Consider the following 19,702-nt stretch of genomic DNA (forward strand, 5'->3'; position numbering starts at 1 on the left):
CTCGGAGTACCTGATACGGCTCCGATACGAACGAAGGAAATGGACCATGCGTCACGGAAAAGCGCACCGTAAACTCAACCGCACCTCGAGCCATCGCAAGGCGATGCTCCGCAACATGGCGGCCGGGCTCGTCAAGCATGAGCAGATCCTGACGACCCTGCCCAAGGCGAAGGAACTGCGGCCCTATGTCGAGAAGCTCGTCACGCTGGCGAAGAAGGGCGGCCTTTCGAACCGCCGCCTCGCCCAGTCGCGGCTGATGGACGAGACCCAGCTCAAGAAGCTGTTCGACGTGCTGGCGGAGCGCTATGCCGATCGCGACGGCGGCTATACGCGCGTCATCAAGGCCGGCTATCGCATGTCCGATTCCTCGCCGATGGCCGTCATCGAATTCGTCGACCGCGACGAAGACGCCCGGGGCCAGGATTCCGGTCCGGTCGAAATGGACGAGGAATTCGCCGAAGAGGCCGCCGCCTGACGACGGACCGGCACCGTCCCGTTCGGGATTTCACATTCGGGATTTAAACGGGGGATCGCGGCTGCTAGGCTTGCGGTCCCCTTTGTTGTCCGAGGTGCCCGATGATCGCTGCCCGCCTGCTTCTCCCGCTTCTCGCCGTCGCCGTTCCGGCCATGGCCGTCGCCCAGGAACCCGCACCGATGGAAACGCCACTCGCCTATCCCGAAACCGCGCGCGGCGACGTCGTCGAGGAGCAGTTCGGGGTGGCGGTCGCCGATCCCTATCGCTGGCTCGAGAACGACGTCCGCAACGATAGCGCCGTGCGCGACTGGGTGACCGCGCAGAATGCGGTGACCGACGCCTATCTCGAAACGCTGCCCGGGCGCGACGCCATCGCGGCGCGGCTGACCGAACTGTGGAACTATGAACGCGTCGGCATCCCGGAAAAGCGCGGCAACCGCTATTTCTACACCCGCAACGACGGCCTGCAGAACCAGTCCGCCCTCTATATGCGCGAGGGGCTCGACGGCGAGCCGCGGCTGCTGATCGATCCCAACGAATGGTCGGACGACGATGCGACCGCGATGGCGCAATGGGCGGCCTCGCCGGACGGCCGCTACATCGCCTACGGCATCCAGGACGGCGGCACCGACTGGCGGACGATCCGCGTGCTCGACGTCGAGAGCGGCGAAACGCTGGCCGATACCGTCGAATGGGCGAAGTTCACCAATATCAGCTGGGTCGCGGGCGGCGCCGGTTTCTTCTATTCGCGCTTCCCGGCGCCCGACGCCGAGGGCGAATTCCAGTCGCTCAACATGAACCATGCCGTCTACTATCACGCGCTCGGCACCGACCAGTCCGAGGACCGGCTGGTCTATGCGACGCCCGACCGTCCGGCGCTCAACCATTTTGCCGAGGTCACCGACGACAAGCGCTGGGTGCTGATCTATTCGTCGGAAGGCACGGACGACCGCTACGAGGTCGTGCTCGGCGATCTCGGCGCCGACGATGTGCCGACCCGGACGATCGTCACCGGGTTCGAGCATAACTGGGATCTCGCCGGCTCGCTCGGCGATATCCTCTACTTCCGCACCAACAGCGACGCGCCGCGCGAGCGGATCGTGCGGATGGACGTGTCGGGCGAAGCGCCGGTAGTCAGCGAACTCATCGCCGAGGACGAGGCGACGCTCGAAGGCGCGTCGGTCGTCGGCGGCCGCATCATCGCCAATTATCTCGTCGATGCGCGCAACGAGGCGCGGGTCTTCGATCTCGAGGGCAACCGGGTCGCGACCGTCGACGTGCCGGGCATCGGCAGCCTTTCGGGTTTCGGCGGCGAGCTCGGCGATCCCGAAACCTTCTTCGCCTTCACCAGTTTCGCGCAGCCCACGACCATCTACCGCTATGACAGTTCGCGCAACGAGCGCACGGTCTTCGCCGCGCCGGATGTCATGTTCGATCCCGCCGATTATGTGGTCGAACAGCGCTTCTACACGTCGCGCGACGGCACGCGCGTGCCGATCTTCATCGTCCATCGCGCCGATCTCGACATGAGCGAGAGCCACCCGACCCTGCTTTACGGCTATGGCGGGTTCAACATCTCGCTGAGCCCCGATTTCAGCGCGGGCCGGCTGCAATGGATGGAGATGGGCGGCGTGTTCGCGCTCGCCAATCTGCGCGGCGGCGGCGAATATGGCGCGGCCTGGCACGATGCCGGCCGGCTGCGGAACAAGCAGAATGTATTCGACGACATGATCGCCGCCGGCGAATATCTGGTCGCGGAAGGCATCACGTCCAGCGATCAGCTCGCCGTGCAGGGCCGGTCCAATGGCGGGCTGCTGATCGGCGCCGTCGTCAACCAGCGGCCGGACCTGTTCGCCGTCGGGCTTCCGGCCGTGGGCGTGATGGACATGCTGCGCTTCGACCGGTTCACCGCGGGCCGCTACTGGGTCGACGATTACGGCTATCCGAACCGCGAGGAGGATTTCCGCGCGCTTTACGCCTATTCGCCCTATCACAACATCCCCGAAACCGGCGATTTCCCGGCCATCATGGTGACGACCGCGGATACCGACGACCGCGTCGTGCCGGGCCACAGCTTCAAATATACCGCCGCGCTCCAGCATGCCGATCTCGGCGACCGGCCCCATCTGATCCGTATCGAGACCCGTGCCGGCCACGGTTCGGGCCGTCCGACGAGCCAGCTGATCGCCGAATATGCGGACCTCTGGGCCTTTACCGCGCACTGGACGGGATTGGACGTGCCCGCGGCCGAATAGCCCGGGTTTCGGCCGTTTCGGACGTTCACCAATATCGGCGTTCAGATGAACGCCGCCCTACAGGCGAGTTCAGACCGCGCTCAGTGCGGCTCCGCTAGACGGTACTCGGTTCTTCGCGAACCGTGTGCAGTAAAGGAGCCGTGCGATGAAATATCTTGGAAAGACCCTGATGGGCGCCACCGCAGCGACCGCGCTAGCCGTCGCCGCGCCCGCCCAGGCCCGCGACAATGACGGTATCGATGCCGGCGACGTGATCGCCGGCGCGCTGATCCTCGGCGGTATCGCGGCCGTCGCCGCCGCCGTCACCGACGACGATGACGATGATCGCTACGAGCGCCGCCATGGCCGCTATGACGATTACGACCGCCGCTACAACCGGCCTTATCGCCAATTGCGTCCGCGCCAGGCGGTCCGCCAGTGCCGCCGCGCGGCCCGCCACGAGGCCTCCCGCTACGGCCGGGCGCGGGTCACCGAAATCACCGAGGTCGATCGCCGACGCGACGGCTACCGCGTCGAAGGGCGGCTGCTCGTCGAAGAGGGCCGCTACGGCCGCCGCGGCTATTATCGCACCGCCGATTACGATCGCGGCCGGTTCACCTGCCGGATTCGCTACGGCCAGATCGACCGGTTGAGAGTGCGCGGTCTCGACTAGATCGAGCCGCCGGCACGGGAAGGGCGCGGGACAGGCATGGGTCCGCGCCCTTCTTTTGCGCTTCAGGCGGCCTCGTCGCGCCGCGCGGTGCGGGCGTCCTCGATCGCGCCGCCCAGTCCGAGCACGGCGAGTATCTCTTCCTGGCTGCGCATCTCGCGCTCGATGACGCTGCACAGTTCCAGCCCGCCGAAGCCGTTTTCGATTTCGCCGTGCGCAAAGGAAACGCTCTTGCGCCCGTCGACGAACGATCCCCGTCTTTCCTCGCTCGCCGGCAGCGGATAATGGGTCCCGAAGGCGTCGCCCGCCGAGCTGCCGACGATATTGTCGTTCTTGTCGAGCAGCAGGAAGCGATCGCCCTTGCGGCCGTTCTGGTGCAGCATCTTCTGCGTCATCACGATCGACTGGGCGTAGCGGGCCCAGTCATATTCGAGATAGAGCGCGCCGATCACCTCGCCGCCGTCCAGTCCCTTTTCGCGGATGCCGCAGACGAAGAAGACGCAGGGCCGGTCGTTGCCCTGCGGATTGAGCCAGATTTCGTCGGCCGACCATTCGTCCGGGCTCCGGCTGGCGATCGCGCGTTCGAATTGCGGCTGGCCCTTCAGGTTGAAGGCCATGAAGGTCGGGTTTTCCTCGATGCTCATCCGGATCGTGCCGTCCTTCGAAACGAGGAAGGCGTTGCGGAAGAAGTCGGAAAAGGCGAACTGCATGTTCAGCCGCTCGCGCGCCGCCGCCGCTTTGTCGCCGTCGGCCGGGTCCAGCATGTAGGAACGGATGCTGGGTTCGGTCGCGAGGATGCGCAGGTCGATGCTGCGGGCGGAAAGGCCGCGCAGCGCCAGATCGTTGATCGTGTGCGCGAGATCGGCGAGCCGCGCGCCTTCCAGTTCGTCGACCAGTTCGTCGACGATGCGCGAGCTCGTCGCGAGCCGGTCCATGATCGTCTGGCGAAAATTGCTCGCCGCATTGGCCGCGCTGGTCGCCAGCGATTTCACCTCCTGCGCGACGACCGCGAAACCGCGGCCCGCTTCGCCCGAACGCGCCGCTTCGATGGTGGCGTTCAAGGCCAGCATCTTGGTCTGCTGCGCGATCTTGTCGCTCGCCGTCGCATAGCGGCCGGTCTCCTCTTCGAGAAGGTCGAGCAGGGCTTTGATGCGTCTCGGCATGGGCGCTCCCGTACAATTCGGTCGAACTCACCCTAATCCGGAAATGCTAACCCCCGGTTAACCATCGGCGCGCCGGCGGGCGGCGTGTTGCTGGACAGAAGGGGTCGTCAAATCTATTGGCTTGCCATGACAATCCAGCCATCCGAATCCATCCTCATCGTCGATTTCGGCAGTCAGGTGACGCAGCTCATCGCCCGGCGCGTCCGCGAAGCCGGCGTCTATTCCGAAATCGCGCCCTTCAACGCCGCGGCCGAGGCGTTCGAGCGGCTGAAACCCAGGGGCATCATCCTCTCCGGCAGCCCGGCCTCGGTGCCCGAGGCGGACAGCCCGCGCGCGCCCGACATCGTGTTCGAGAGCGGCCTGCCGATCCTCGGCATCTGCTACGGCCAGCAGGTGATGACCGAACAGCTCGGCGGCAAGGTCGAGGCGGGGGACAGCGGCGAGTTCGGCCGCGCCTTCATCGACATTTCGGACGATTGCGCGCTGTTCGACGGGCTTTGGAAGACCGGCGAGACGCATCAGGTCTGGATGAGCCATGGCGACAAGGTCACCCAGTTTGCCGAGGGCTTCCGCATCGTCGCGACGACCGAGGGTGCGCCCTTCGCGCTGATCGCCGACGACAAGCGCCGCTATTACGGCACCCAGTTCCACCCCGAAGTCGTCCACACGCCCGACGGCGCGAAGCTGCTCGCCAATTTCGTCCGCCATGTCTGCGGTTGCGCGGGCGACTGGACGATGGCCGAGTTCAAGGCGACGAAGATCGCCGAGATCCGCGAACAGGTCGGCGACGGGAAAGTCATCTGCGGGCTGTCCGGCGGCGTCGACAGCGCGGTCGCCGCCGTGATGATCCACGAGGCGATCGGCGAGCAGCTGACCTGCGTCTTCGTCGATCACGGCCTGATGCGGATGGGCGAGGCCGAGCAGGTCGTCAGCCTCTTCAAGGGCCATTACAATATCCCGCTCGTCCATGTGAACGCCGAGACCCTGTTCCTCAACGGCCTCAAGGGCGAGACCGATCCGGAGAAGAAGCGCAAGTTCATCGGCAAGACGTTCATCGATGTGTTCGAGGACGAGGCGAAGAAGATCGGCGGCGCGGATTTCCTCGCCCAGGGCACGCTCTACCCCGACGTGATCGAAAGCGTCTCCTTCACCGGCGGGCCGAGCGTCACGATCAAGTCGCACCACAATGTCGGCGGGCTGCCCGAGCGGATGAACATGCAGCTCGTCGAGCCTTTGCGCGAACTGTTCAAGGACGAGGTCCGCGAACTCGGCCGCGAGCTGGGCCTTCCCGACGCATTCGTCGGCCGCCACCCGTTCCCCGGTCCCGGCCTCGCCATCCGTATCCCGGGCGAGGTGACCAAGGAGCGCTGCGATATCCTGCGCAAGGCCGATGCCATCTATCTCGAGGAAATCCGCAACGCCGGCCTCTACGACGCCATCTGGCAGGCATTCGCGGTATTGCTGCCGGTGAAAACGGTCGGCGTGATGGGCGACGGGCGCACCTATGACAGCGTCTGCGGCCTGCGCGCCGTGACCAGCACGGACGGCATGACCGCCGATGTCTACCCCTTCGACGCGAGCTTCCTGACCCGCGTCGCGACCCGGATCGTCAACGAGGTGAAGGGCATCAACCGGGTGGTGTATGATTACACCAGCAAGCCGCCGGGGACGATTGAATGGGAGTGAGCAATGGATCCGCGCTATAGCGACTGGCTTCGCCGGGCTGTTCCGTCGGAATCAACTTGGCAGACGAAGCTGTCTGAGCTGCGTCGCGTCGAGAGAGAATATGGTGACGTCGACGAGCATTTCGACGAGGATGAGCTCCAGAGCGTCCTGGAATCTTTGGTTTACAGCGCTGAAGATGAGCGGCTGGGCGCCGACAATCCATCGAAAATAGTCATTGAGGGAAATTTGCGAAATGGTCTGTCAGGCTACAAATCGGCGGTCCAGAAATATGTGCGATTCCGTCAGGATGTAGAGTCAGAGGCTGCTCGCCCAGCGATCGCCGCTCTTCGCGTCGACGACCTGAGCGAAGAGGATAATGAGCAGACGTTTAGCCTGGAACGCGACCTGCAATCGGCTTTGAGAAGTTCGATCGAGCAGCTCGAAACCGGACTTGAGATCATTGATGGCGGGGTCGAGCGTTCCGTGCCTTCGGGACGGATTGATATTCTTGCGAAGGATGGCGAGGCGAAGCCCGTAGTGATCGAGCTAAAGGCCGTTAAGGCTGGCCGAGATGCCGTCGCCCAGGTTCTGGCATATATGGGCGATGTCAGCATGGACTCTGATGCGCCTGTAAGAGGGTTTCTCGTTGCGCCTGAATTCGATGCACGGGCGATTTCGGCAGCGAGGATGGTTCCAACGCTCGAGCTTATCGAATACGGCTTTTCCTTCAGCTTCCGGCCTCGCAGTTGAATCAGTTCTCCACGTCATTGCGAGGAGCCGAAGGCGACGCGGCAATCCAGAGCCACAAAGCGCGTCGCCAGCCGTTCTGGATTGCTTCCCCCGGCGCAAGGCCGGGGTCGCAATGACGCTTTTGCTACTCACTCCCCAAACAAATCCGAATGCGTCCCAGTCCGCGCCAGCAACAGCTCCGTCTCTCTCACACGATACAACAACAGCCAGTCCGGCTCGATATGCAGGTCGCGCCAGCCGGCCCATTCGCCCTTCATCGGATGATCGCGCAGGCGCGGGTCGAGTTCCGCGCCTTCGAGCAGCATTGAGATGACGGCCTTGAGCTTGGCCATCTTCTTGCCGCGCTTCATCATTCGCTTGACGTCCTTCTTGAACGCCGTCGAACGGACGGGGGTCAGCATGAAGTCAGTACCCAACCGCGCTCACCCTGAGCTTGTCGAAGGGTGTTTGCCCGACCCTTCGACAAGCTCAGGGTGAGCGCCGATATTGCACATGGTCACCGGCTATATGCCGAGTTCGTCGAACAGTTCCTCGGCGCTGCCGAGCTTCTTGCCCCCGCCGCCTTCAAGCTCCGCCATCGCATTCCGGCTTTCGCTATTCGGAACCGCCACATCGAACGGCAGGCGCTTTTCCTCCGCTACGCGGCGCAGCATCAGGCGAATGGCATCGGACATGGACAATCCCATCGCCGCCAGCGCGGCGGTAGCCGCCTGTTTGGTGTCGCCATCGATCCGGGCGCGGACGCTTTCTTCGACTGCCATGGTCTTTCTCCGTTCTGTAGTGTCATTGTAGCTACAAACTTCCAGATTCGCAAGGTTATACTCACGGAAATATGCTCGTTGCGTGTATCGATAGACAATCCATATTGAATGTCATGCAACTCCCCCTCGGCCCCGACCCGCGCACCGACATCCTCCAGCGCACCCACGACCGGCTGATCGCCCATTTCGGCCGGGTCGTCCGCCCGCCGGAGAAGCGCCGTTCGCCCGAATGGACACTCGTCCAGGGCGTCATCGGGGCGCGGACGAAGACGATCCATTCGAACCGTTCGGCGGACGCGATGCGCGCGCATTTCGGGTCGTGGGAGGCGGTCGCGGCGGCGTCGGAGGCGGAGCTGCTGCCGTTCCTCGAAACCGCGACCTTTCCCGAACTGATGGCCGAGCGATTGAAGGCGTGCCTCACCGAGATCGTTGCGCGGCGCGGCGCGGTCGATCTGCGGCATCTTTCCAACCTGCCGACCGAAGAGGCTATGGAATGGCTCGAAAGCCTGCCGGGCGTCGCCCGCAAGGTCAGCGCCGGGGTGATGAACGCCAGCACGTTCACCCACCGCGCGCTCGTCATCGACACCAACCACCGCCGCGTGATCCAGCGCATGGGGCTGGTGCCCGCCAAGGCCGATACGGCGCGGGCCTATGACACGCTGATGCCGATCCTCCCGCCGGACTGGACGGCCGAGGATGTCGACGAGCATCATCTGCTCGTGAAACGCGTCGGCCAGACCTTCTGCCGCCCGAAGGCACTGCACTGCGCCGCCTGTCCCGCGCGGCCGGAATGCAGGACGGGGACGGATAGAAGCTCCCCCTCCCCTTGATGGGGAGGGGCCAGGGGTGGGGTGATCTATCGGCTGGGGTGATCGCTAGCTGATGGTTCACCCCCACCCAACCCTCCCCCATCAAGGGGGAGGGCTTTCTCCGGAACGCCCCCTTCAAATGTTGGAAAATCTCGCATAGCCCGGAGGCGCAGCACAGCAGCATGGACAGGGGCGCGGACGGCGATGATATCGGAATCGGCATCGATTGAATCGGCGGCTGTGTGTAAAGTATGTAAACTTGTTCAGCTCCGCTCTCCGAAAGATGAACAGGAGGGCGGGAACACCCCCGGCGCGTGTCGACTCGGGTCGACCGGCTGCCGCGCATGCGACTGGGTCGGTCGATGACCGACTCCGGCCTCCTCCCGCCCGATAATGTCGAAACCGTCTTCCGCCGCCTCTCCGAGGCCATGCCGGGCCGGTCGGAGCGCGCCAAGGGTCCGAAGGGACAGCCCGATGCGTTTCGCTCCTGCATCTCCTGCATGCTCTCGGCCCAGTCGCTCGACAGCAACACGGCGAAAGCGAGCCGCGCGCTGTTCGCGCTGGCGCAGACCCCGACCGGGATGCTCGCCTTGTCCGACGCGGAGATCATCGACGCGATCAGGCCCGCCGGTCTCTACAACAACAAGGCGCGGGCGATCCGCAGATTCTGCCGGCAACTGCTCGACGAGCATGACGGCGTGGTGCCCGACACAAGGAAAGGCCTGCTCGCCATGCACGGCATCGGCCGCAAATGCGCCGATATCGTGCTGAGCTTCACCTTCGGCCATGACGCGATCGCCGTCGATACGCATGTCGGCCGGGTCTGCCGGCGGATCGGGCTGGCGCGCGGGCCGACCGAGGCCAAGATCGCCGAGGTGCTGGACGAACGCGCACCCGGCTGGGCCAAGGAGGAAGGCCATTTCTGGCTGATCCAGCTCGGCAAGCGCATCTGCAAGTCGCGTCGTCCGCAATGCGGGCGTTGCCCGGTGGGCGATCTGTGCCAATATCATGCGGGCGAGGGGGCATCGGATGGCTAGATTCTCCGACTATATTCTGGGCGACAAGCCGCATCCCGGCACGATGGCATCGGCGCTGCTCGCCGGGCTCGCGATGGCCATGGTCGTCGCGATGCGCGCCGGACAATGGGACTGGCAGACGGTCCTTCTGGCGCTGCTCGCGGCCGATATCGGCGCCGGTCTCGTATCCAACGCGACCGAGGCGACGCGGGCGCGCTGGCGTGCGCGCACCGGCCCCAGCGCGCGGACCGGATTCCTCGCGGTTCATCTCACCCTCTATCCGGCGGCCATCTTCCTGCTCGCCCGGGGCGATCTGGCGCTGTTCGCGTTTCTCGCGACGGTGCTGGCCGCGAAAGTCATCGTCTTTGCCGCGGGGAAACATGACCGGCCTGCCTGAAACGGAGATCGCATCCGCGACCGCCGCCGATCGGGACGCCGTCATCGCATTGTGGCGGGCCTGTACGCTGACACGGCCGTGGAACGACCCGGTCGCCGATTTCGATTCGGCCATCGGCACTGCGGCGTCCGATATCCTGTTGCTGCCCGAGGGCGGCGCGCCCGTCGCTGCCGTAATGGTCGGTTTCGACGGGCATCGCGGCTGGGTCTATTATCTCGCCGTCCATCCCGATCATCGCCGCAAGGGGCTCGGCCGGCGGATGATGGATGCCGCCGAGGCCTGGCTGCGCGCGCGCGGCGCGCCGAAAATCCAGCTGATGGTGCGCAGCGACAATGCGGACGTCATCGCCTTTTACGAAGCGCTGGGGCTGGGCCGGCAGGATGTGGTAACGCTCGGCCGCCGGCTCGACGGGAAGACCGGGGCTTGAGGCCGGAACTGCGGGAGCGTAACCAGCCGCCATGAAGGTAAAATATCGTGTCGTGCATCAGACCAAGTCGATCTGGGAAGCGCTGCTCCGCGGTCGTTCCTGGACCGACTGGTATCTGGCGCAATATAAGGGATTCTGGGGCTGGAAGACGCTCGGCACCTTCCCGACGGTCGCGGAGGCCGAACAGGCCCTGGCCGACCATGCGGGCGGCGAGCTGCTGAACTGCGGGTCGCGGATCGTCTCCGAATTCGCCGAGAAGGAATGACGCCGACCGCCAAAATCCTGCTTCTGGGCTCGGGCGAGCTCGGCAAGGAGTTCGTCATCTCCTGCCAGCGCCTGGGCTGCCATGTGATCGCCTGCGATTCCTACGACAACGCGCCGGCGATGCAGGTCGCGGACGAGCGCGCGGTGTTCTCGATGCTCGACGGCGAAGCGCTGGGCGCGGCGATCGAGCGGCACGCGCCCGATTTCATCGTGCCCGAGATCGAGGCGATCCGGACCGAGGTGCTGGCCGATTATGAAGGCAGGGGTTTTCGCGTCGTGCCGTCCGCCCGGGCGGCGCAGATGACGATGAACCGCGATGCGATCCGCGATCTGGCGTCGGAAGAGCTGGGCCTCCGGACATCCGCCTATCGCTATGCGGAGAGCCGGGAGGAATTGCGGGCGGCGGCCGAGGCCGTCGGCGTGCCGCTGGTCGTGAAACCCGTGATGTCCTCTTCGGGCAAGGGGCAGAGCACGGTGCGGACGATGGACGGGATCGACGCCGCCTGGGACTATGCCGCGGACGGCATGCGCGGCGACCGGCAGCGGGTGATCGCCGAGGCGTTCGTCGATTTCGATTACGAGATCACGTTGCTGACGGTCAGCGCCAAGGACGGCATCCATTTCTGCGCCCCGATCGGACACCGGCAAGAGCGCGGCGACTATCGCGAGAGCTGGCAGCCCGCCGCCATGTCCGACGCCGCGCTGGACGCGGCGCAGGATATGGCGGCGAAGGTCGTCGGGGCGCTGGGCGGCGCGGGGCGCGGATACGGGATTTTCGGCGTCGAATTCTTCGTAAAGGGCGACGAGGTCATCTTCTCCGAACTGTCGCCCCGGCCCCATGATACCGGGATGGTGACCCTCGTCTCGCAGGATCTCAACGAGTTCGATCTCCATGCCCGCGCGATCCTCGGACTGCCGATCCCGGCCGTCGACATTCGGGGCGCATCGGCCAGCGCGGTGATCCTCGCCGATCGCGATGCGGAGGATTTCGCGTTCGCGGGTGTGGACGAGGCGCTGGGCAAGGCGGGCGATGGCTGTCATATCGACGTCCGGTTGTTCGGCAAGCCGGTGACCCGGCCCTGGCGGCGCATGGGCGTCGCGCTGGCGCGGGTGGACGACGGCACGGTCGAGGAGGCGCGCTCAGCCGCGGTCGAGGCGGCGGCGTGCGTGAGAATTCTGTATGGAGACGAATGAGATGGATCCCGTTCTGTATGGCATCCCGAATTGCGACAGCATCAAGAAGGCGCGCAAATGGCTGGAACGTCGCGGGGTCAACTATGCGTTTCACGATTACAAGAAGGCCGGCATCACCGAGGAGAAGCTGCGCGAATGGTCGGGCGAGGTCGGCTGGGACGTACTGCTCAACAAGCGCGGAACGACCTTTCGCGAGCTGCCCGACGAAATGAAGGCCGATGTCGACGAGGATATCGCGGTCGCGCTGATGCTCTCGCACCCATCGATGATCAAGCGCCCGGTGCTCGAGAGCGAAGGTCCGCTGATCGTCGGCTTCAGGGGCGGCGAATATGAAACGGCGCTTGGGCTGGAGCCCGAGTGATGGTGACGGCGAGATGGAACGGCGCGGTGATCGCCGAGAGCGACGACACGGTCGTCGTCGAGGGCAATCACTATTTCCCGCGAGCCAGCGTCAATCGCGGGTTTCTGGTCGATAGCGATACGACGAGCGGCTGTCCGTGGAAGGGCGTCGCTTCCTATTATTCGGTCGCGGTCGGCGGCGAAACCAACGCGGACGCGGCCTGGTTCTATCCTAACCCCAAAGAGGCGGCGGCCGAGATCAAGGACCGGATCGCCTTCTGGAAGGGCGTCGAGGTCGGATAAGGCCGGCTATTCCCCGCCCGTCGCGCGCTCCATCACCTGGTCCTCGCGATAGGCCTGCATGACTTCCTCGAGATCGCCCGCATCGTCGGCTTCGGTCTGCTCGGGCGTGTTCAGGCGATCGCCTTCGCCGGGCACGAGACAGACTTCGGCGCGCACCGGCAGATGGTCCGAACCGACCGCATCGCCGGTGCTCAGGCTGTAAAGCCCGAATTCCTCGGTGAAGAAGACATGGTCGAGCGGCCAGCGGAAGGCCGGGAGCGAGGCGGGGAAGGTGGCGTAGAAACCGCGCCCGACGCGCGGATCGACATAGCGTCCGACCCGGCGGAACAGCTGCGAGGTTTCCGACCAGCCGACATCGTTGAAATCGCCGACGGTGAAGGTCGGCATGCCGCTGTCGCGCGTCATCATCGCGGCGATCGCGATCTCGGCGTCCCGCTCCTCGGTGTCCTGTCCCGGATGCGGCGGGCGCGGATGGAGCGCGGCGACGCGGAAGGCGACGCCCGCGCGGGTGCGCAGTTCGCCATGGAAGGACGGCGTGCCGGGCTCGGTGAGATTGACCATCGCGCCGCCGGCGACGGGCAGCCGGCTGGCGAAGATCATGCCATAGGTGTTCGGGAGCGGCGCTTCGAACCGGTGCGGGAAATCGGCGAGCACCGGCTCCATCGCCTCCAGCCAGGCGGTATCGGTTTCCATCAGGAGCAGCAGGTCGGGTTGTTCGCGCCGGATCAGGTCCAAGGTCCGCGCGAATTCGCGATTGTCCTGCAGCACGTTGAGGCTCAGCGTCGTGAAGCAATGCGCCTCGCGCTCGGCGCCCGCGATATCGATCTTCTCGGCCTCGACGCTCGCGAGCATCGTATAGGGAAAGATATGGCCGGCCTGATAGGCGAGCGCGGCGGCCAGAAGGGCCGCGATCGGCCAGCGAAAGCGGAAATGGAGGAACAGCATCGCGAGCAGGGTCAGCCCGCCGATCGTCAGCACCGCGAGCCGCGGGAAATCCCACGCCCGGATCCACCACTGGTTGGAGGGGATGGCGCTGGCGATCGTGACGAGGATGACGAGATCGGCGATCACGATCAGCGCCCAGATGCCGATCTTTCGCCAGGGGAAGCCGCCGTCCTGTCCCGATGCCGTCAATGCACGCCCCTCTTTGCCCGCTACGCCCTGAAGAACCCGCCAGGGACGACTTCGTTCCGATAGCTGGCCAATTCCCTTCGGGAAAGCTAAACCGCGCCCATGTCCACCACCTACACCCTCGATACGAAGACGGACCGCGCGCATCCTACGCCCAAGCCGATGAAGCGGCTGACGGTTCCGGCGATCCGCGGACGCAAGACCGACGGCATGAGCGGCGAACCGCTGGTCATGCTGACCGCCTATACCGTGCGGACCGCGCAACTGCTCGATCCGCACTGCGACATGCTGCTGGTCGGGGATTCGCTCGGTCAGGTCGTGTACGGTCTCGATTCGACGATCCCGGTCAGCCTCGACATGATGATCGCCCATGGCGCGGCGGTCGTCCGGGGCAGCTATCACAGCGTCGTGATCGTCGACATGCCGTTCGGTTCCTATGAGGAATCCCCTGAAGTCGCGATCCGGGCGGCATCGCGCGTGATGAAGGAAACCGGCGCCGCGGCGATCAAGATGGAGGGCGGGGAGGCGATGGCGGAAACCGTCGCCTTTCTTACCGCGCGCGGCATTCCGGTCATGGGCCATGTCGGGCTGACGCCGCAGGCGGTGAACATCCTCGGCGGGCACAAGGTGCAGGGCCGCGACGACGCGACGGCGGCCAAGGTCGTCGCCGACGCCAGGGCGATCGACGAAGCGGGCGCCTTTTCGATCGTCATCGAGGGCGTGATCGAACCGGTGGCCATCGAGGCGACGCGCGCGACCTCCTGCCCGACGATCGGCATCGGCGCGTCGGCCCAATGCGACGGACAGGTGCTCGTGACAGAGGACATGCTCGGCCTGTTCGACCGGGTTCCGCGCTTCGTGAAAAAATATGACGACATCGCCGCGCAGATGAGCAAGGCGGTCGAAACCTATGCCGCCGAGGTCCGCAGCCGAAGCTTTCCCGAAGAGGCCCAAACCTACCAGCCCAAAAAATAGGGGAGCCGCGGGAAGCCGTAGTTCACAATCACTTTCCCTTGGCCAAGCGCGCCGCTAAGGTCCGCCGCCATAACGATCTGGAGACGAGAGTTGGCGATTGCGCCGCAAGACAATAGCGCGTTCATGCGCGAAGTGGACGAGGAGGTCCGCAAGGAGCAGGCTGTCCAGTTCTGGGAGCGCTGGGGCAAGTGGATCGCCGGCTTGGTGATCGTCGGCCTCGCGGCCTTTGGCGGCTGGCTCTACTGGTCCAATCAGCAGACGGTCGCGGCCGAAAGCGAGACCGAACAGCTCGCCCAGCTGCTCGAGGACCTGAATGCCGGCACGACGGCCGATGCAGACGAAACGCTCGCGGCACTCGCGCAATCGCCGCGCCCGATCATTCGCGCCGAGGCGATGCTGACCCAGGCGGCGCTGGCGCTGCAGAATCAGGATGAAGCGGCCGCGATCGGGGTTTTCGGCGCGATGGTCGCCGACGATGGCCTGCCGCGTCAGTTTCGCGATCTCGCCCTGATCCGCCAGACGGCGATCGAATTCGAGGATATGGAGCCCCAGGCGGTGATCGACCGCATGGCCGGCCTCGCGGTGCCCGGCAATCCCTGGTTCGGCAGCGCCGCGGAGTTGAGCGCCGTCGCGATGATGCGGCAGGGCAATGAAGAACAGGCCGGCGCGCTGTTCGCGCAGATCGCCAATGACGAAAGCGTACCCGAGACGCTTCGGACACGTGCGGTTCAGATGGCCGGCGTATTGGGAGTGGATGCCGTGCCCGACGAGCCGGTGGAACTGCAGGAAGAACAGACCGCACCCGGCCAGCCCTTGGCTGCGGATGCGGCGGAGGAACCAACTACATGATGCGTATTCTGATCCCCGTTTGCGCGGCGCTCGCGCTGAGTGGCTGTGGCCTGTTCCGCGGCGACGGCGATGCGACGCCCACGGTGGGCAACCGCACGCCGATCCTCGTGTCGGAAAATGACGTCCAGGCCGATCCGCAGATCGCGACGGTTCCGGTCGTCCTTCCCGCCGCGACGGTCAATGCCGGCTGGGTGCAGCCCGGCGGCAGCGCCAGCAAATCGGTCGGCCATCTGGCGCTGAGCCGTACGCCGGTTCGCGCCTGGTCCGTGTCGATCGGCGACGGCGGCGGTTCGCGCGCGCGGCTAGCCGCCGCACCGGTGGTCGCCAATGGCCGCGTGTTTACGATCGATGCCGATGCCACGGTTCGGGCGTTCGACGCAGAGACCGGCGGCGAAGTCTGGTCGACGCGGTTCGGTACCGAGATCGGCGGCGAACCGGCCTTGTTCGGCGGCGGAGTCAGCGTTTCGGGCGACCGCGTCTATGTCACGAACGGCGTCGGTTATGCCGGCGCGCTCGATGCGGCCAGCGGCGCGCAGGTCTGGAAGGTGCGCCCGGGCGGCCCGCTGCGCGGCGCTCCGACAATCGCCAACAACAATGTATATGTGCTGAGCCAGGACAACCAGATTTTCGCGCTCGACCCGGCGAACGGCGAGACGCGCTGGAGCGTGTCCGGCACGCTCGAGGTCTCCGGCGTGTTCGGCGTCGCGGCTCCGGCATCGGCGCAGGGAACGCTCGTCGCGGGCTTCTCCTCGGGCGAGCTGATCGCCTATCGCTACGAGAACGGCCAGATCGTCTGGCAGGACGGGCTCAACCGGACGAGCATCTCGACTTCGGTCTCGACCCTGTCCGATATCGATGCGAGCCCCGTCATCGACAGCGGCTTCGTCTACGCCGTCGGCCAGGGCGGGCGGATGGTCGCGCTGCGGCTCATCACCGGCGAACGCATCTGGGAAGTCAATGCGGGCGGTCTCTCCACCCCCTGGATTGCGGGCGACTGGATGTTCGCGGTGACCGACGATGCGCGGGTGCTGGCCATCGCGCGCACCAATGGCCGCATCCGCTGGATCAGCCAGTTGCAGCGCTATCGCGACGAGGAAGACCGCAAGGGCCCGATCTTCTGGCGCGGCCCCGTTCTGGCGGGCGGCCAGCTGGTGCTCGCATCGAGCCGCGGTCATCTCGCCTTTCTCGATCCGGCGACCGGCGCCGTGAACCGGCTGGAGGAGCTTGACGAGGGCGTCGAGCTGCCGCCGGTCGTCGCCAACAACACGCTGTATCTGCTCGACAGCGAAGGCCGGCTGAGCGCCTGGCGCTAGCGGCAAGGAAAGGCACATAAGCCATGGCGCGGCTGCCCGTTATCGCGATTATCGGCCGCCCCAATGTCGGCAAGTCGACGCTGTTCAACCGGCTCGTGGGCAAGAAGCTCGCGCTCGTCGACGATCGCCCGGGCGTGACGCGAGACCGGCGGGAGGGCGAGGCCCATCTGTTCGGTCTCGATTTCCGCGTCATCGATACCGCCGGCTATGAGGACGAGGATCCGAAGAGCCTGCCGGGCCGGATGCGCCAGCAGACCGAACGCGCGGTCGCCGAGGCCGATGCGGCGCTGTTCCTGTTCGACGCCCGCGCCGGCGTGACGCCGCTCGACGAGGAAATCGCACGTTGGCTGCGCGGCACCGAGACGCCGATCATCCTTGTCGGCAACAAGGCCGAAGGCCGCGCCGGCGAAGCGGGCCTGTATGAAAGCTATGGCCTGGGGCTTGGCGATCCCGTGCCGCTCAGCGCCGAACATGGCGAGGGATTGGCCGATCTGTTCGCAGCGGTCCAGCCGCATGTCGAGCGCGAGGACATCGACGAAACGGAGGAGGACGAGGCGGCGGACGGTCCGCTCAAGCTCGCCATCGTCGGCCGCCCCAATGCCGGCAAATCCACCCTGATCAACAAGATGCTGGGCGACGATCGCCTGATCACGGGTCCGGAGGCGGGGATCACCCGCGATTCGATCGCCGTGCCCTGGGAATGGCAGGGGCGGCCGGTGGAGCTGATCGACACGGCGGGGATGCGCAAACGCGCCAAGGTGCAGGACAAGCTCGAAAAGCTCTCGGTCGCCGACGGGTTGCGCGCGGTGGATTTCGCCGAAGTCGTCGTGCTGCTGCTCGATGCCACGAAAGGGCTGGAGGTGCAGGACCTGAAGATCGCCGACCATGTGATCGACGAGGGCCGGGCGATCGTGATCGCGATCAACAAATGGGACGTTGCCGAGGATCGGAAGGCGCTGTTCGAGGGGATCGAGACGGCGCTCGGCGAGGGGCTCGCGCAGGTCCGCGGCGTGCCGCTGGTGGCGATCTCGGCGGTCACGGGCAAGGGGATCGGCCAGCTGATGGAGACCGCCTTCGCGACGCGCGACGCCTGGTCGCGCCGCGTACCGACCGGCGAACTCAACCGCTGGTTCCGGGCCGCCGTCGAACGCAACCCCCCGCCCGCGCCCAAGGGCAAGCGCATCAAGCTGCGCTACATGACCCAGGCGCGAACCCGGCCGCCGAGCTTCGTGCTGTTCGGCACCCGGGTCGACCAGCTGCCGATGAGCTATCAGCGCTATCTGCTGAACGGTATCCGCAACGAGCTGGGCTTCGGCGCCGTGCCCGTGCGGCTGACCATGCGGTCGCCGCGCAATCCGTACAAGGATGGCGGGGATGAACGGTCCTGAAGCGGCTCCCGATGTCGATATCGATGCGCGGGGGCTTCGCTGCCCCTGGCCGGCGCTCCGTCTCGCCCGGTTCATGCGGGCCGCCGATCGCGCGGTAATCGTCGCCGACGATCCGGTCGCGCCCGCGGAAATCGCGGCTTTGGCGGACGATCGGGACTGGACGGTCGAAACGCTCGAAACGCCGCTCGGACCGGGGTGGCTGATATCCCGCTAAAGCCCCGGTTCCGCGTCAGTTCGCCGCAGAATACCCCGCATCAAGCGTGATTATCGTTTCCGGTAAACCTCTTGTTTACAGTCCGCGCGTAAGGGCTTTGATGGGTAGTTGGAAAGGGAGCGCATGGTGTCGTTCCAGGATGAAGAACTGGTAGACTGGGCCGAGTTCGATGCGGTTCGCGAACAGTTGGGCGCGAACTTCGCTCGCATCTTGCGCTATTTCAGCGAAGACGGGATCAAATCGGTCGAGGCGATCGAGCAGGCGATGCGCGACAAGGTCAGCGTCGCGCTGATCGTGCCCGCGCATACGCTCAAGGGTGAATCGCTCCAGTTCGGCGCCCGGCCGCTGAGCGCCATCGCCGAGAAGATCGAAATGACCGCGCGTCATCTCGTCGAGATCCAGCAGACGCCCGAAGAACTGGTTCCCGAGGCGGTGCGGCTCCGGCCGATGTTCGAGGCGACGATGGCCAGCCTCGAAAAGGCGACCAACCCGCTGGTCCAGCGCCGCGGCGCTGGCGCGGAGCCGGAAGTCGCCAACCAGAAGTTCGGCCGGCTGTAACCGCCGGAACTAGCCCTCTTCCGCCGGTTCCGACTGGAGCTGGCAGTAATTTTCGATCCCCATCCGCTCGATCATGTCGAATTGCTGTTCGAGGGTGTCGACATGGTCCTCCTCGCTGTCGAGGATGCTGGCGAGCAGGTCGCGGCTGACATAGTCGCGGACCTTCTCGCAATGCTCGATCGCGTCCTTCAGCAACGGAATCGCTTCATGTTCGAGTTCCAGGTCCGCCTTGAGGATCTCCTCGACGCTTTCGCCGATGCGAAGCCGGCCGAGCAGCTGAAAATTGGGCAGTCCGTCGAGAAACAGAATGCGTTCCGTCAACTGGTCCGCATGCTTCATCTCGTCGATCGATTCTTCATATTCGAACTTGGCGAGCTTCGTGATGCCCCAATTGTCGAGCATCCGGTAATGCAGGAAATATTGGTTGATCGCCGTCAACTCATTCTTCAGCGCTTCGTTGAGGAATTCGATGACTTTCTCGTCGCCCTTCATACCGGATCTCCCTGTTCTGATCCGGTCACTATAGTCGCAGAAGGGGCGGGGGAGAAGCCCGAAAACCCCAGTTTTCCAGGCTTTTCAGATGATTCTGCTATGCAGTCGCAGTTTCGGAGCGGATGATCTGCCGTGCAAACGATACGCATTGTCCGCAGCGGGCCTTGCATCCCATCTGCGCATAGGCGGACGAGGGGGTCGATGCGCCCTTCTGGGCAGCCGCGCGGAGGTCTTTTTCGCGAATCGCGTTGCAGATGCAGACAACCATGCGGATTAGATAAGGCTATTGAGACTAATTCGCAATAGTGAAAATGA

The 19,702-nt window shown here is 65.2% G+C and carries 25 protein-coding genes; 19 read left to right on the top strand and 6 right to left on the bottom strand.

Translation table 11 applies throughout. The annotated features are described in order from the left end of the window. The first annotated feature begins 46 nt into the window (after positions 1 to 46). The 3 genes from rplQ to ACTS1X_RS14605 all read left to right on the top strand — a co-directional run bounded on the left by rplQ (position 47) and on the right by ACTS1X_RS14605 (position 3,382). Complete coding sequence (rplQ, locus tag ACTS1X_RS14595; RefSeq protein ID WP_442615139.1) at positions 47 to 475, top strand: 50S ribosomal protein L17; 429 nt, start codon at positions 47 to 49, stop codon at positions 473 to 475. 101 nt (positions 476 to 576) lie between these two features. Beyond that, positions 577 to 2,730: a prolyl oligopeptidase family serine peptidase gene (locus tag ACTS1X_RS14600; protein WP_442615140.1), complete on the top strand. Its 2,154-nt coding sequence runs from the start codon at positions 577 to 579 to the stop codon at positions 2,728 to 2,730. A gap of 145 nt (positions 2,731 to 2,875) precedes the next feature. Further along, a complete protein-coding gene (locus ACTS1X_RS14605) occupies positions 2,876 to 3,382 on the top strand; it encodes a hypothetical protein (RefSeq protein WP_442615141.1) in 507 nt (168 codons plus the stop codon). A 62-nt stretch (positions 3,383 to 3,444) separates the two neighbouring features. On the opposite strand, the gene ACTS1X_RS14610 is transcribed toward ACTS1X_RS14605, so the two are convergent. Then, on the bottom strand, positions 3,445 to 4,542 hold the full coding sequence (locus tag ACTS1X_RS14610) for a methyl-accepting chemotaxis protein (RefSeq protein WP_442615142.1): 1,098 nt from the start codon (positions 4,540 to 4,542) through the stop codon (positions 3,445 to 3,447). Between the two features lie 126 nt (positions 4,543 to 4,668). On the opposite strand from ACTS1X_RS14610, the gene guaA reads away from it, so the two are divergent. Continuing rightward, entirely contained in the window at positions 4,669 to 6,228 is a 1,560-nt protein-coding gene (gene guaA / locus ACTS1X_RS14615) for a glutamine-hydrolyzing GMP synthase (protein WP_442615143.1), read from the top strand. A 3-nt stretch (positions 6,229 to 6,231) separates the two neighbouring features. Continuing rightward, positions 6,232 to 6,957, top strand: coding sequence for an endonuclease NucS domain-containing protein (locus tag ACTS1X_RS14620; protein ID WP_442615144.1), 726 nt, complete (start codon positions 6,232 to 6,234; stop codon positions 6,955 to 6,957). A 128-nt stretch (positions 6,958 to 7,085) separates the two neighbouring features. Here the strand turns inward: ACTS1X_RS14620 and ACTS1X_RS14625 are convergent, their stop codons facing one another. Together ACTS1X_RS14625 and ACTS1X_RS14630 are read right to left on the bottom strand one after the other, a co-directional pair. After that, the gene (locus tag ACTS1X_RS14625; protein ID WP_442615145.1) at positions 7,086 to 7,358 is read right to left on the bottom strand and encodes a type II toxin-antitoxin system RelE/ParE family toxin; all 273 of its coding nucleotides are present in this window, start codon (positions 7,356 to 7,358) and stop codon (positions 7,086 to 7,088) included. Positions 7,359 to 7,460: 102 nt separating this feature from the next. Beyond that, positions 7,461 to 7,718, bottom strand: coding sequence for a type II toxin-antitoxin system RelB/DinJ family antitoxin (locus ACTS1X_RS14630; RefSeq protein ID WP_442615146.1), 258 nt, complete (start codon positions 7,716 to 7,718; stop codon positions 7,461 to 7,463). A 113-nt stretch (positions 7,719 to 7,831) separates the two neighbouring features. Here ACTS1X_RS14630 and ACTS1X_RS14635 point away from each other — a divergent pair, with 113 nt between their 5' ends. From ACTS1X_RS14635 to ACTS1X_RS14670, 8 genes are all read left to right on the top strand, one after another. Further along, positions 7,832 to 8,548: an endonuclease III domain-containing protein gene (locus ACTS1X_RS14635; RefSeq protein ID WP_442615147.1), complete on the top strand. Its 717-nt coding sequence runs from the start codon at positions 7,832 to 7,834 to the stop codon at positions 8,546 to 8,548. A gap of 341 nt (positions 8,549 to 8,889) precedes the next feature. Continuing rightward, positions 8,890 to 9,564, top strand: coding sequence for an endonuclease III domain-containing protein (locus ACTS1X_RS14640; protein ID WP_442615148.1), 675 nt, complete (start codon positions 8,890 to 8,892; stop codon positions 9,562 to 9,564). Then, positions 9,557 to 9,940, top strand: a complete 384-nt coding sequence (locus ACTS1X_RS14645) for a hypothetical protein (RefSeq protein ID WP_442615149.1) — start codon at positions 9,557 to 9,559, stop codon at positions 9,938 to 9,940. The genes ACTS1X_RS14640 and ACTS1X_RS14645 overlap by 8 nt, the downstream gene beginning before the upstream one ends. Continuing rightward, positions 9,924 to 10,367 (top strand): GNAT family acetyltransferase, encoded by a 444-nt coding sequence (locus tag ACTS1X_RS14650; RefSeq protein WP_442615150.1) that lies wholly within the window; start codon positions 9,924 to 9,926, stop codon positions 10,365 to 10,367. The genes ACTS1X_RS14645 and ACTS1X_RS14650 overlap by 17 nt, the downstream gene beginning before the upstream one ends. A gap of 31 nt (positions 10,368 to 10,398) precedes the next feature. Beyond that, on the top strand, positions 10,399 to 10,632 hold the full coding sequence (locus ACTS1X_RS14655) for a hypothetical protein (RefSeq protein ID WP_442615151.1): 234 nt from the start codon (positions 10,399 to 10,401) through the stop codon (positions 10,630 to 10,632). After that, positions 10,629 to 11,825, top strand: a complete 1,197-nt coding sequence (purT, locus tag ACTS1X_RS14660) for a formate-dependent phosphoribosylglycinamide formyltransferase (protein WP_442615152.1) — start codon at positions 10,629 to 10,631, stop codon at positions 11,823 to 11,825. The genes ACTS1X_RS14655 and purT overlap by 4 nt, the downstream gene beginning before the upstream one ends. A 1-nt stretch (position 11,826) precedes the next feature. Beyond that, positions 11,827 to 12,186 (top strand): ArsC family reductase, encoded by a 360-nt coding sequence (locus ACTS1X_RS14665; RefSeq protein WP_442615153.1) that lies wholly within the window; start codon positions 11,827 to 11,829, stop codon positions 12,184 to 12,186. Then, positions 12,186 to 12,467 (top strand): DUF427 domain-containing protein, encoded by a 282-nt coding sequence (locus ACTS1X_RS14670; protein WP_442615154.1) that lies wholly within the window; start codon positions 12,186 to 12,188, stop codon positions 12,465 to 12,467. Before ACTS1X_RS14665 ends, ACTS1X_RS14670 begins: the two co-directional genes overlap by 1 nt. A 6-nt stretch (positions 12,468 to 12,473) precedes the next feature. Here ACTS1X_RS14670 and ACTS1X_RS14675 read toward each other — a convergent pair whose 3' ends face one another. Next, the gene (locus ACTS1X_RS14675; protein ID WP_442615155.1) at positions 12,474 to 13,601 is read right to left on the bottom strand and encodes an endonuclease/exonuclease/phosphatase family protein; all 1,128 of its coding nucleotides are present in this window, start codon (positions 13,599 to 13,601) and stop codon (positions 12,474 to 12,476) included. Positions 13,602 to 13,700: 99 nt separating this feature from the next. Here ACTS1X_RS14675 and panB point away from each other — a divergent pair, with 99 nt between their 5' ends. From panB to ACTS1X_RS14705, 6 genes are all read left to right on the top strand, one after another. After that, positions 13,701 to 14,573, top strand: a complete 873-nt coding sequence (gene panB, locus ACTS1X_RS14680; RefSeq protein WP_442615156.1) for a 3-methyl-2-oxobutanoate hydroxymethyltransferase — start codon at positions 13,701 to 13,703, stop codon at positions 14,571 to 14,573. A gap of 123 nt (positions 14,574 to 14,696) precedes the next feature. Continuing rightward, entirely contained in the window at positions 14,697 to 15,422 is a 726-nt protein-coding gene (locus tag ACTS1X_RS14685) for a tetratricopeptide repeat protein (RefSeq protein WP_442615157.1), read from the top strand. Beyond that, positions 15,419 to 16,735, top strand: coding sequence for an outer membrane protein assembly factor BamB family protein (locus tag ACTS1X_RS14690; RefSeq protein ID WP_442615158.1), 1,317 nt, complete (start codon positions 15,419 to 15,421; stop codon positions 16,733 to 16,735). The genes ACTS1X_RS14685 and ACTS1X_RS14690 overlap by 4 nt, the downstream gene beginning before the upstream one ends. A gap of 23 nt (positions 16,736 to 16,758) precedes the next feature. After that, positions 16,759 to 18,123 (top strand): ribosome biogenesis GTPase Der, encoded by a 1,365-nt coding sequence (der, locus tag ACTS1X_RS14695; RefSeq protein ID WP_442615159.1) that lies wholly within the window; start codon positions 16,759 to 16,761, stop codon positions 18,121 to 18,123. Next, on the top strand, positions 18,110 to 18,337 hold the full coding sequence (locus ACTS1X_RS14700; RefSeq protein ID WP_442615160.1) for a sulfurtransferase TusA family protein: 228 nt from the start codon (positions 18,110 to 18,112) through the stop codon (positions 18,335 to 18,337). Before der ends, ACTS1X_RS14700 begins: the two co-directional genes overlap by 14 nt. A gap of 123 nt (positions 18,338 to 18,460) precedes the next feature. Beyond that, entirely contained in the window at positions 18,461 to 18,895 is a 435-nt protein-coding gene (locus ACTS1X_RS14705) for an Hpt domain-containing protein (RefSeq protein ID WP_442615161.1), read from the top strand. A 9-nt stretch (positions 18,896 to 18,904) separates the two neighbouring features. Here the strand turns inward: ACTS1X_RS14705 and bfr are convergent, their stop codons facing one another. Both bfr and ACTS1X_RS14715 read right to left on the bottom strand, forming a co-directional pair. After that, positions 18,905 to 19,387, bottom strand: a complete 483-nt coding sequence (bfr, locus tag ACTS1X_RS14710) for a bacterioferritin (protein WP_442615162.1) — start codon at positions 19,385 to 19,387, stop codon at positions 18,905 to 18,907. A 97-nt stretch (positions 19,388 to 19,484) separates the two neighbouring features. Continuing rightward, positions 19,485 to 19,655: a (2Fe-2S)-binding protein gene (locus ACTS1X_RS14715; protein WP_442615163.1), complete on the bottom strand. Its 171-nt coding sequence runs from the start codon at positions 19,653 to 19,655 to the stop codon at positions 19,485 to 19,487. Positions 19,656 to 19,702: the final 47 nt, after the last annotated feature.

This window comes from Parasphingopyxis sp., assembly GCF_052168275.1.
GTDB lineage: Bacteria > Pseudomonadota > Alphaproteobacteria > Sphingomonadales > Sphingomonadaceae > Parasphingopyxis.